Source organism: Mesorhizobium sp. M5C.F.Ca.IN.020.29.1.1, from assembly GCF_003997375.1.
GTDB classification, from domain to species: Bacteria; Pseudomonadota; Alphaproteobacteria; order Rhizobiales; family Rhizobiaceae; genus Mesorhizobium; species Mesorhizobium wenxiniae.
Window position 1 is genome coordinate 1 of record NZ_RZSW01000167.1, and the last position, 11,235, is coordinate 11,235.

Annotated in this window: 10 protein-coding genes; 7 read left to right on the forward strand and 3 right to left on the reverse strand. The window is 61.2% G+C overall.

All coding sequences use genetic code 11. The features are described from left to right. The 5 genes from EOA85_RS15340 to EOA85_RS15360 form a co-directional block, all read left to right on the forward strand. On the forward strand, window positions 1-827 hold an 827-nt coding region (locus EOA85_RS15340), incomplete at its 5' end, for a quinone oxidoreductase (RefSeq protein ID WP_164759675.1). A 125-nt stretch (window positions 828-952) separates the two neighbouring features. Then, the gene (locus EOA85_RS15345) at window positions 953-2,530 is read left to right on the forward strand and encodes an ABC transporter ATP-binding protein (protein WP_164759676.1); all 1,578 of its coding nucleotides are present in this window, start codon (window positions 953-955) and stop codon (window positions 2,528-2,530) included. Further along, a complete protein-coding gene (locus tag EOA85_RS15350; protein ID WP_065010037.1) occupies window positions 2,527-3,639 on the forward strand; it encodes an ABC transporter permease in 1,113 nt (370 codons plus the stop codon). Before EOA85_RS15345 ends, EOA85_RS15350 begins: the two co-directional genes overlap by 4 nt. Further along, window positions 3,639-4,559, forward strand: coding sequence for an ABC transporter permease (locus EOA85_RS15355; protein WP_127210087.1), 921 nt, complete (start codon window positions 3,639-3,641; stop codon window positions 4,557-4,559). Before EOA85_RS15350 ends, EOA85_RS15355 begins: the two co-directional genes overlap by 1 nt. Before the next feature lie 51 nt (window positions 4,560-4,610). Next, complete coding sequence (locus EOA85_RS15360) at window positions 4,611-5,678, forward strand: BMP family ABC transporter substrate-binding protein (RefSeq protein WP_127210089.1); 1,068 nt, start codon at window positions 4,611-4,613, stop codon at window positions 5,676-5,678. Between the two features lie 122 nt (window positions 5,679-5,800). Here the strand turns inward: EOA85_RS15360 and EOA85_RS15365 are convergent, their stop codons facing one another. Beyond that, a complete protein-coding gene (locus EOA85_RS15365) occupies window positions 5,801-7,105 on the reverse strand; it encodes a beta-propeller fold lactonase family protein (protein WP_164759677.1) in 1,305 nt (434 codons plus the stop codon). Window positions 7,106-7,217: 112 nt separating this feature from the next. Between EOA85_RS15365 and EOA85_RS15370 the strand changes: the two genes are divergently transcribed. Next, window positions 7,218-8,126 carry a LysR family transcriptional regulator gene (locus EOA85_RS15370; RefSeq protein ID WP_127210093.1) on the forward strand — a complete coding sequence of 303 codons (909 nt, stop codon included), beginning with the start codon at window positions 7,218-7,220 and terminating at the stop codon, window positions 8,124-8,126. A gap of 127 nt (window positions 8,127-8,253) precedes the next feature. Here the strand turns inward: EOA85_RS15370 and rimO are convergent, their stop codons facing one another. Both rimO and EOA85_RS15380 read right to left on the reverse strand, forming a co-directional pair. Beyond that, the gene (gene rimO / locus EOA85_RS15375; protein ID WP_127210095.1) at window positions 8,254-9,567 is read right to left on the reverse strand and encodes a 30S ribosomal protein S12 methylthiotransferase RimO; all 1,314 of its coding nucleotides are present in this window, start codon (window positions 9,565-9,567) and stop codon (window positions 8,254-8,256) included. A 185-nt stretch (window positions 9,568-9,752) separates the two neighbouring features. Continuing rightward, window positions 9,753-10,439, reverse strand: coding sequence for a TerC family protein (locus EOA85_RS15380; RefSeq protein WP_029352456.1), 687 nt, complete (start codon window positions 10,437-10,439; stop codon window positions 9,753-9,755). 501 nt (window positions 10,440-10,940) lie between these two features. Here EOA85_RS15380 and EOA85_RS38110 point away from each other — a divergent pair. Next, window positions 10,941-11,235, forward strand: a 295-nt coding sequence (locus EOA85_RS38110) for a DUF6597 domain-containing transcriptional factor (RefSeq protein WP_348627909.1), incomplete at its 3' end; no start/stop codon positions are given.

Consider the following 11,235-nt stretch of genomic DNA (forward strand, 5'->3'; position numbering starts at 1 on the left):
TTTATCCGCCGCCAGGCGGTTTCCCGCTGATACCCGGCAGCGAGGCGGCGGGGGTGGTGGTGGAAGTCGGCGCGGATCTCGACTGGCTGATGCCGGGCGATCGCATCGCCTACGCCGTGACGACTGGCGCCTATGCCGAGCAGCGCGTGATCGCCGCCGACCGCGTGGTCAAGGTGCCGGACGGCATCAGCGACGAACAGGCGGCCGCCATGATGCTGAAAGGGATGACAGCGGAATATCTGCTGCGCCGTACCTTCAAGGTGAAGGCGGGCGACACGATTCTGTTTCACGCCGCGGCCGGCGGCGTCGGGCTGATCCTTGGCCAATGGGCCAAGCATCTTGGCGCAACCGTGATCGGTACCGCCAGCTCCGCCGACAAGATCGAGCTCGCCAAGGCGCATGGCTTCGACCACGTCATCAACTACCGCGAGCAGGACTTCGTCGCCGGCGTTCTCGCCATCACCGGTGGCAAGAAGTGCGACGTCGTCTATGATTCGGTAGGCAACGACACCTTTCCGGCCTCGCTCGACTGCCTGAAGCCGCTCGGCATGTTCGCGAGCTTCGGTCAATCGTCGGGGCCGGTCCCGCCGTTCAGCATGTCGTTGCTGGCGCAGAAAGGTTCGCTGTTCGCAACCCGTCCGACGCTGTTCGTCTACAACGCCAAGCGCGAAGACCTGGAGGCGTCCGCCGCCGCGCTGTTCGAAATCGTGCTCAGCGGCGCGGTCGAGATCAAGATCAACCAGCGCTACGCGCTCAAGGATGCCGGCAAGGCGCATTCCGACCTTGAGGGCCGCAGGACGACCGGGACAACCATTCTTATCCCCTGAGCCTTGCTATCCCTTGAGTTTCCGCTGAAATTCTTGAAGCTCTTTCAAGACGGGTGCCGCTTTGCGATGACAGCAGGCCGCGCATACCATGCCTGCGGGAACACAGAACATATCTGGCAAACCAGATGGGAGGCACTGTGAGTGCAAATCAGGACGACGCAGACCTGCTTGAGGTTCGTGGCCTTACCAAGACGTTCGGCACGCTGACAGCGTGCGACCATATCGATCTCAACGTCGCAAAAGGCGAAATCCACGCATTGCTCGGCGAGAACGGCGCCGGCAAGTCGACGCTCGTCAAAATGCTGTTCGGAACATTGGAGCCCAATTCGGGCGAGATTTTCTGGAACGGTCAGGCGGTCACGATCAGCAATCCCGGCTTCGCGAAGAAGCTCGGCATCGGCATGGTGTTCCAGCATTTTTCGTTGTTCGAGGCACTGACGGCGGCCGAGAACATCGCGCTGTCGCTGGATGACGGTTCGCCAATCAGCACGATCGCCGCGAAGGCGAGGGCGCTTTCCTACAGCTACGGCCTGCCGCTCGACCCGCAATCGCTGGTCGGCGACCTGTCGGTCGGTGAGCGCCAGCGTATAGAGATTATCCGTTGTCTTCTGCAGACGCCGCAGCTCATCATTCTCGACGAGCCGACTTCAGTGCTGACGCCGCAGGAAGCCGACAAGCTGTTCGAGACGCTCGAACGGTTGCGCTCGGAAGGAAAGTCCATCCTCTACATTTCGCACCGGCTGGAAGAGGTCAAGCGCATCTGCGACCGCGCCACCGTGCTGCGCCACGGCAAGGTGGTTGGCCATTGCAACCCGCGCAAGGAAACCGCGGCATCGCTGGCACGCATGATGGTCGGCAACGACGTTCAGGCCGTTGTGCGCGCGCCGGTTCAGGGTATTGAGACCGCGCAGTCGCTGCTTGAAATCCGCGCACTCAGCCGCAGGCCGGCAACGCCGTTCTCGATCCCGCTCAGGAATATCAACCTGACGGTACGCGCCGGCGAAGTGATCGGCATTGCAGGCGTTGCCGGCAACGGCCAGGGCGAGTTCTTCGAATCCGTTTCCGGCGAGGTCCCGCAGCAGGATGCCGCCTCGGTGCGCATCCGCGGCAAGGATGCCGGCGGCCTCAGCATCACCGGCAGGCGGCTGATGGGCGCTGCCTTCGTGCCGGAAGAGCGGCTCGGCCACGGTGCAGCACCCCGCATGAAGCTTTCGGAAAACCTGCTGCTGTCGCGCCATGCCACCGACGGCAAGGTGTTTGTCGGCGCCGGCGGAATGGTCAAAAGCGATGCGATCTATGCCGCTGCCCAGCGCATCATCAAGGCGATGGATGTGCGCAAGAGCGCCCTGGATCCGGAGGCGGCAGCGCTTTCAGGCGGCAATCTGCAGAAATTCATTGTCGGCCGCGAACTCGACCGCAGGCCAAGCGTCATGGTCGTCAATCAGCCGACATGGGGCGTCGACGCCGGTGCCGCCGCCCACATTCGCCAGACGCTGATCGAATTGGCGCGCAGCGGCTCGGCAGTGCTGGTCATCAGTCAGGACCTCGACGAACTGTTCGAGATATCCGACGCGATCGCGGTGATGCACAATGGCGAATTGTCGAAGCCTTTGCCGATCGCTGAGGCCACGTTCGAAAAGATAGGACTGCTGATGGGCGGGGCCGAGCCAGGCCACGCCGAACACGCTCTGGAGACGTCATGATGCGCCTCGAACTCGTCAAACGGCCGCAGCGCTCGATGCTGTTCTCGGCGCTGTCGCCCTTCATTGCATTCGTGTTGACGATCATCGCCGGCGCCATCCTGTTCGCACTGCTTGGCGTCAATCCTTTGAAGGCGTTCCAAATTTACTTCCTCGAGCCGGTCAGTCAGGTCTGGCAGCTGCATGAGCTGGCGATCAAGGCGGCACCGCTCATCCTGATCGGGGTCGGCCTGTCGGTTTGCTACAGGGCCAACATCTGGAACATCGGCGCGGAAGGCCAATTCATCCTGGGCGGCATCGTCGGCTCGAGCATTCCGGTGCTGTTTCCCCAGTTTGAAGGCCCGCTGGTGCTGCCGCTGATGCTGCTGTTCGGCATGGTCGGCGGTGCCGCCTACGCCGCCATTCCCGCCTTGCTCAAGACGCGCTTCAACACCAACGAGATCCTGACCAGCCTAATGCTGGTCTATGTCGCGCAGCTGTTCCTCGACTGGCTGGTGCGTGGGCCGTGGCGCGATCCGAAGGGTTTCAATTTCCCGCAGACGATACAGTTCAACGACTCGGCCATATTGCCGGAACTGATGCCGGCCTCCGGCCGTGCCAATTGGGGTTTCGTGTTCGCGCTGGTCGCGGCGGTGCTGGTCTGGATCTTGATGAGCCGCATGCTGAAAGGCTTTGAGGTTCGCGTGCTCGGCTCAAGCCCCAGGGCAGGGCGCTTCGCCGGCTTCGGTATCAACCGGATGGTGTTCTTCGCCTTCATGCTGTCGGGTGCACTGGCCGGGCTTGCCGGCATCTCGGAAGTCTCCGGAGCCATCGGCCAGCTGCAACCGGTGATCTCGCCCGGCTACGGCTTTGCCGCCATCATCGTGGCGTTCCTCGGCCGGCTCAATCCGCTCGGCATCGTCGCTGCTGGCCTGGTGCTGGCACTGACCTATCTCGGTGGCGAGGCGGTGCAAAGCGCGCTCGGCATCTCCGACAAGGTGGCGCGCGTGTTCCAGGGCATGCTCCTGTTCTTCGTGCTCGGCTGCGACACGCTCATTCACTACCGCATTCGCTTGATCGGTTTTGCCGCGCCGAAGCTTGAATCCGCGCCGAAGCTGGAGGAGGCCCGCTGATGGACATCACCGTCAACATTCTTTTGACCATCGCAACCGCGGCGACGCCGTTGCTGATCGCGGCGATCGGCGAGCTGGTGGTCGAACGTTCCGGCGTGCTCAATCTCGGTGTCGAAGGCATGATGATCATGGGGGCGGTCGGCGGTTTCGGCGCCGGCTATCTCACCGGATCGCCGTGGATCGGGTTGTTGACGGCGATCGCCTTGGGTGCGGTGTTTTCGCTGCTGTTCGCTGTCATGACGTTGTCGCTGGCCACAAACCAGGTGGCGACCGGCCTGTCGCTGACATTGCTCGGCCTGGGGCTTTCCGGCATGATGGGCACCAGCTTTGTCGGCCAGCCCGGCGCGAGGCTGCCAAACCTCGACATTCCCGGCCTGACAGCGATCCCCGTCATCGGCAGGTTGTTGTTCGGCCAGGACCCGATCTTCTACATCTCGGTTGCATTGACCGCCGCCGTCATGTGGTTCCTGTTCAAGACCCGCACCGGGCTCACGCTGCGCTCGATCGGCGACAGCCACACATCGGCCCATGCCCTTGGCATCCAGGTCATCCGCTACCGCTATCTGGCGGTGATCTTCGGCGGCGCCTGTGCAGGCCTTGCCGGGGGCCACCTGTCGCTGGTCTATACGCCGCAATGGGTGGAGAACATGACCGCCGGGCGCGGCTGGATCGCACTGGCGCTGGTCGTATTCGCATCATGGCGGCCATGGCGGGTGCTGGCTGGCGCCTATATCTTCGGCGCGGTATGGATCGGCCAGCTTCATGCACAGGCTTTTGGCATTCCGGTTCCCTCGCAACTGCTTTCTTCGTTGCCCTATCTGGCAACCATCGTGGTTCTCGTTCTAATCTCGCGCAACAAGCGTTTGACGATGATGAACACACCGGCTTCCTTGGGGCAGCCATTCGTTCCAGATCGTTGACAATAAAAGACAAACGGGAAGCTCCAAGGCTTAACTCAGAGAGGTAACACGATGAAAAAACTGCTTATTGCGCTGATGGCCGCGGCGGCAGCATTGTCGCTGGCAGCGACCGCCGAAGCGCAGGAAAAACTGAAAGCCTGTTGGGTCTATACCGGCCCGATCGGTGATTTCGGCTATTCGTACCAGCATGACCAGGGCCGCCTGGACGTAGAGAAGGCACTCGGCGACAAGGTCGAGACCGCATATCTGGAGAACGTCTCCGAGGGTCCCGATGCCGATCGTGCCTTCGAGCGCCTGGCGCGCGAAGGATGCAAGATCATTTTCGGCACGTCCTTCGGCTTCATGGACCCCGAAGTAAAGGTCGCCAAGAAGTTCCCCGACGTTATGTTCGAACACGCGACCGGCTACAAGACGGCCGAAAACCTCGGCATCTACAACGCACGTTTCTACGAAGGCCGCTACATCCTCGGCCAGATCGCCGCCAAGCAATCGAAGTCGGGCGTCGCGGGCTACATCGTTTCGTTCCCGATTCCTGAGGTGGTGATGGGCATTAATTCCTTCATGCTCGGTGCCCAGTCAATCAAGCCAGATTTCAAGGCGAAAATCGTCTGGGTAAATTCATGGTTCGATCCGGGCAAGGAAGCCGATGCCGCCAAGGCTCTGTTCGACCAGGGCGCCGACATCATCGTCCAGCACACCGACTCGACCGCTCCCCTGCAAGTCGCCGAAGAGCGAGGCCTACAGGGCTTCGGCCAGTCTTCGGACATGATCAAGTTCGCTCCCAAGGCACAGTTGACCTCGATCGTCGACGATTGGGGGCCGTATTATATCGGCCGGGTGAAGGCTGCACTCGACGGCACCTGGAAGCCCGGCAATGTCTGGCTGGGCATCAAGGACGGCGCCGTTAAGATGGCCCCTTACACCAACATGCCCGACGACGTGAAGGCGATGGCGGAAGCCACCGAGAAGAAGATTATCGACGGATGGAATCCTTTCACCGGGCCGATTGCCAAGCAGGACGGAACGCCGTGGCTGAAGGACGGCGAAGTCGCCGACGACGCCACGCTGCTCGGCATGAACTTCTACGTCAAGGGCGTCGACGACAAGCTGCCGCAGTAAGCGCAAGCCTTGGCTCGGCCGGCTTTCGCCGGAACAGGAGAGGGCGCCTTTGGGCGCCCTCTTTTCATCTGCAGAGCTTCGAAGGTTTACCTGCCCGGCTTGCGAATCCCACTCACGAAAGTTCAGCGGGCGACTATCGTGTGAACGCCCGTAGGCAGCCTGATACGATCCGATGTGGGAGCGAGCGCCGGGCGCCCATCCGTAGTGATCTGCCATATCTCGACGGCGCCGCCAAGCGGCGCTTCCTCATTGCGGTAACGGTTCACGCCAACGAAGAGCTTTTGTCCCGTGCGATCAAAAGCGAGTCCTTGCGGCAGCACGCCTGCGAGCGGCCATTCGCCGTGCGGCGATAGCCGTCCTGTTTCAGAGTCCAGCTGATAGAGGCTGAGCGACGCGTGCTCCGTCCAGTCGCGCGAGCCATCTGGCTTACCGGTGCCGCGAAGATTGGACGTGACAAGAAAGCGGCCGTCGGGGCTGAAGGCGATCGTCTCGGCGCCCCAGCCACCAAGCGCGATGTGAGGCACGGTGTGCCTTGCTGCGTCGCCCGTCGTCCCGACATCGGCAAGCCGGACTGTGGTGAGGATGCCCTCCTGAACGCCATAGAAACCAGCCGTATCGATTCCCCATTGAACATCGGAGGTGATGTAGTAGCGGCCGTCCGGCGAAAAGCGGCCGACAAACGGGAACTTGTTCGTCTGGATGCGATTGCCCCAGGGACGAATAGCAGAAACTGCTCCGTCCTCTCCGCGCAGCACCTCGTAGAAGGCAACCTGACCACGGTCGACGAGATTGACCCCGACATACCGGCCGCTTGGATGCCACTGCACCCAGGTCGCTTTCAATGGAATGAAACCCGTTGACGGCTCAAGACCGAGACCGAAGCTGGATGCTTGGCCGAACCGACCCTCTCTGACCGGAACGAAAGTGAGTTCGTGTTCGGCGTCGGCAGCAATTGCGGCGATGAGATCGCCAGCAGGATTGAGATGGATCGCCTGCGGCTGGATTCCGATCCTCACGCTGTCGACCACCGCCGAGTGGCCGCCATCGAACTGGAGCGATCGGATCGTGTCGCCTTGCTGCAACTCGTCGAGGCGGGTCGCCCGTTCGGAGCGTTGACGGAAGGTTTCGGCGACGAAAACGAACTGGCCATCCAGGGAGACGTCTAGTGCTCCGGGCGGCCCATAGGTCGAATTCGAAACCTCCGTCATCGCAACAGGGCGAGACCGCTCTGTCGGCGAGGTGATGATGGACAGCGTATCCCGATTGTGAGGATCTGGAGGCCCGAGCTCGCCCGTCTCGTAGACGGTCGGCACCATATCGACATCCGACAACGCAAAGACGATCCCTCCGCGACTTTCGGCCGGCTGAGCGCTTGAGAGGTTCGGCATCAGGAATAGAAGAATAGCAGCGAGAGAACAGCGTCGCATGGATGTCTCCATATCGATTGAAGGCGCCTATTTTCGGGGTTCGCTTTCAGTCGTCAAATCGATATTTGACATCTGAATATTCCTTTCAGTAATAAGAGTTCGGAGGTCCAACATGAATCTGGCTTCGATCGATCTGAACCTGCTTGTCGCCTTTGACGCTCTGCTCAGTGAAGGCAGCGTGAGCGCGGCGGCAGCCCGTATCGGGCTCAGCCAGCCAGCGATGAGCAAGCGCCTCGCCCATCTGCGTCGGCTCTTCGCCGATGATCTCTTCGTCCGTCATGCCGATGGCGTGCGGCCGACCGAAAAGGCGCTCGACCTCGCCGATCCGATCCGGGCCGCGCTACGGCAGATCCAGGATGCGCTGGGAGGGTTCGGCCAGTTCTCGCCGGAGCGATCGGGTCGCATCTTCAGGATCGCGACCACCGATCACATCGCGGCGACTTTAATGCCCAGACTGATGCCGGTGCTCCGTTCAGCGGCGCCGAGAATTTCGATCGTCCTGCGCAGCCTACACCGACAGGAAATCGTCGATTGTCTCGAGAAGGGCTCGATAGACCTTGCGATCACTATCCTGCCCGATGCGCCGACAACGATCAAACGTGCATCACTCTTCCACGTGAACTGGCTATCGATCGTCTCGGCAGAGCATCCTGAGATCCGCGACGCGATGACGCTCGAACTCTTTCTGAAGTATCCGCACTTGCTGGTCACTCATGTCGGCGATCTGAAGGGCTACATTGATCGCCTTCTGGACGACCGCGGCCTGAAACGGACCGTCGCAATGAGCCTGCCTTATGCGCTCGCCGTGCCGGCGATCATCGCCCAGACGGACATGATCTGCACCTTGTCGGTAAACGTGATCCGGCTGACGAATTGGCCGCGCGTGCGCTCTTTTCCGCTGCCCTTCGACTACTTCGGTTATCAGGAAACTCTGCTATGGCATCGGAGGAACGACAGCGACTCCGGTCACGCCTGGCTCAGGCGGATGCTTATCCGTGCAAGCGAAACAGTCACGTCCTAGAGCGCTTTGCGTTTTGGTCGAACCAAAACCGGGCTCTAACTCTATTTTAAAGCATTTTGTCGGACGCCAAACGAAGACCTTTGGCTGCAAAATGCTCTAGCAGAAAGGGTCTTCGCCCCGCCGGCGATCAGACCGCCGAACCGTAGAGATCGTAGGCGTCGGCACGGTCGATCTTGGCGGTGACGATGTCGCCGGCACGCAACGGGCGCCGCGACTGGATATGCACCGAGCCGTCGATTTCGGGCGCGTCGTATTTGGTGCGGCCCTTCGCCGAGGTGCCATGCGCCTCGTCGATCAGGACAGGCAGGCGCTTGCCGACCTTCCTGGCGAGCTGCGTCGCCGAGATCTTCTGCTGGCGCTGCATGAAGCGGTGCCAACGCGCCTCCTTGATCTCCTGCGGTACCTGTTCGAGGCCGAGATCATTGGAGCGGGCGCCCCTGACAGGCTCGTATTTGAAACATCCGGCGCGATCGATCTTCGCTTCGTCCAGCCAGTCGAGCAGCATTTCGAAATCGTCGTCGGTCTCGCCGGGGAAGCCGACGATGAAGGTGGAGCGGATCGCCAGATCCGGACAGATTTCGCGCCAGCCGCGAATGCGGTCGAGAGTCTTTTCGCCATGGGCAGGCCGGCGCATGTTCTTCAGCACCTGCGGCGAGGCGTGCTGGAACGGAATGTCCAGGTAGGGAAGGATCTTTCCTTCGGCCATCAGCGGGATGACATCGGCGACATGCGGGTAGGGGTAGACATAGTGCATGCGTACCCAAACGCCGAGCTTGCCGAGTTCCTCCGACAGATCGAGGAATTTTGCCCGCACTTCGCGATCGCCGAACATGCTGGTCTGGTATTTGATGTCGATGCCGTAGGCGCTGGTGTCCTGCGAAATGACCAGTATCTCCTTAACGCCGGCCTTGGCCAGTTTCTCGGCTTCGCGCAAAACGTCGGCCGCCGGTCGCGAGGCGAGGTCGCCGCGCAGCGCCGGAATGATGCAGAAGGTGCAGCGGTTATTGCAGCCTTCCGAAATCTTGAGATAGGCATAGTGGCGCGGCGTGAGCTTGACGCCTTGCGGCGGCAAAAGGTCGATGTAGGGATCGTGGCTCGGGGGTGCTGCCTCATGCACTGCAGCCATCACGCTCTCGTAGGCCTGCGGACCGGTGATGGCGAGAACGTTGGGGTGTTTCTCGCGGATTACGTCAGGTTCGGCGCCTAGACAGCCGGTGACGATGACCCTGCCGTTCTCCGAAAGGGCGGAGCCGATGGCATTGAGCGATTCATCACGAGCCGAATCGAGAAAGCCGCAGGTGTTGACGACGACCAGATCGGCGCCGTCATGTTTGCGCGCGATCTCGTAGCCTTCGGCGCGCAGGCGCGTGATGATGCGCTCCGAGTCCACGAGGGCTTTCGGGCATCCAAGGCTTACGAAGCTGATGCGAGGGGCAGACATGTGCGGTTTCCAATGGACGCGGGCCGGAAACCCTAAGGCCCGGCCCGGAAGTCTCGATACATGTTGATCTTTAGAACTTTCGCAGAAGCTCAATTTGCACGGCGCAATAGCATAGTTCCGCAATCAAGCAAACCGGGGAATGGCTTGGCGCCGCTCGGCGGGCCTGCGCTGCTAAAGGGTCAAGTTCAATGACCGCCCGGTCCGAACCACGGCGCCAGGAACGCAAACTGTTCGGGGAACTGCTGCACGGCACCATCCAGAAGCATCTTCACGGCGACGTAGAGAATGATCACGAGGCCGATATAAGCAATCCAGCGGTACTTATGGAGGAGGCGTGCGACAAACGAAGCGGCGAAGCCCATCAGCGCAATCGACAGCGCCAAGCCGATGATCAGGACCGTCGGATGGTCCATTGCCGCGCCTGCGACTGCAAGGACGTTATCGAGAGACATCGAAACGTCGGCAATGACGATCTGCCAGGCTGCCTGAGCAAAGGTCTTGCGCGGCCCTTTGCCGCCGATCGTCCCGCTCTTGTCGTAATCGACATTCGACAACGATTCCGTCGCGTCATGTTCCTGCTCGTGGCTGACACGGAGTTCGCGCCACATCTTCCAGCACACCCAAAGCAGCAGCAGGCCGCCGGCTATGAGAAGAATGGGGCCGATTGTGAGGAGCCACTGGGTGATTAGTGCGAAGAAGATGCGAAGCACGGTGGCCGCCGCAATGCCGACGAGAATCGCCTTCTTGCGCTGGTCCGACGGCAGGCCTGCCGCGGCAAGGCCGATGACGATGGCATTGTCGCCGGCAAGCACAAGGTCGATGGCGATGACCTGGAGCAGAGCCGCGAGGCCAGAGGCGGTAAAAATTTCCATCAGCTGGAATTTCCTTGCTTGGTCGCCAATCGTTCGCGTGGGGTGCCCGAACGCCTAACGTGTATGGTTCCCGCGCGTCAAGAGATGGCTTGAGAACAAGGCCGGCAAACCGCCTGATCTGCCGTGATCAAGATGACCCCGAAACCAGAACGCAAATGGCGCCCCTGCAAGGAAAATCTGTCGAAACTGCTCATGCCAAGCAGTCCTCTGCAGGCATCGGGATAGTAAAAATGATGTCATGCGGCAATCGGTGCGAAATCGTCGGCCGGGGCGCGAGCCGCGCATGCACCAAGGTCGCGACTCCGCTCACGACCGCTCCACGATTGGTGGAATCCTCGACAAATGCCCAGTTCCGCTGCCCAGTTCCGCCTGGCGTCGCAACCATGCGATGCAGGGCTTGATCGAGAACGACAGCACGGGTTGAAGCACGCCGCCACCGCGATAGATTTCGGGGACCGAAGAGTACGATGCCTTAGAAAGTGTTCCTCACAGGAGAGGCTCGTGACGTCTGACGACAACACACCCGTCCTTTCAGGGGCGATCGGGGAGTACCGCGAGTTCGATCCTCCGGCCGCACTCGAAAGGCATTTCCTGTGTGTCTGGTCCAATACATTGCGTCCGGACGCGGGGAGCTTATCGGCCGTGGTCCCAGACGGTTGCGTCGACATCACCTGGATCGACGGCGATCTGGTCGTAGCAGGCCCCGACGTGGCCGTTGCCCTCTCTACGCTGACACCCGGCTCTACTGTGATCGGCACCCGCTTCGGACCGGGTGCGGCAAGCCGGTGGCTCGGGC

Bases quoted from the DNA above. Each gene is read 5' to 3' on its own strand.
- EOA85_RS15345 (WP_164759676.1), top strand. From the start codon at position 953: ATGGGAGGCACTGTGAGTGCAAATCAGGACGACGCAGACCTGCTTGAG.
- EOA85_RS15350 (WP_065010037.1), top strand. From the start codon at position 2,527: ATGATGCGCCTCGAACTCGTCAAACGGCCGCAGCGCTCGATGCTGTTC.
- EOA85_RS15355 (WP_127210087.1), top strand. From the start codon at position 3,639: ATGGACATCACCGTCAACATTCTTTTGACCATCGCAACCGCGGCGACG.
- EOA85_RS15360 (WP_127210089.1), top strand. From the start codon at position 4,611: ATGAAAAAACTGCTTATTGCGCTGATGGCCGCGGCGGCAGCATTGTCG.
- EOA85_RS15365 (WP_164759677.1), bottom strand. From the start codon at position 7,105: ATGCGACGCTGTTCTCTCGCTGCTATTCTTCTATTCCTGATGCCGAAC.
- EOA85_RS15370 (WP_127210093.1), top strand. From the start codon at position 7,218: ATGAATCTGGCTTCGATCGATCTGAACCTGCTTGTCGCCTTTGACGCT.
- rimO (WP_127210095.1), bottom strand. From the start codon at position 9,567: ATGTCTGCCCCTCGCATCAGCTTCGTAAGCCTTGGATGCCCGAAAGCC.
- EOA85_RS15380 (WP_029352456.1), bottom strand. From the start codon at position 10,439: ATGGAAATTTTTACCGCCTCTGGCCTCGCGGCTCTGCTCCAGGTCATC.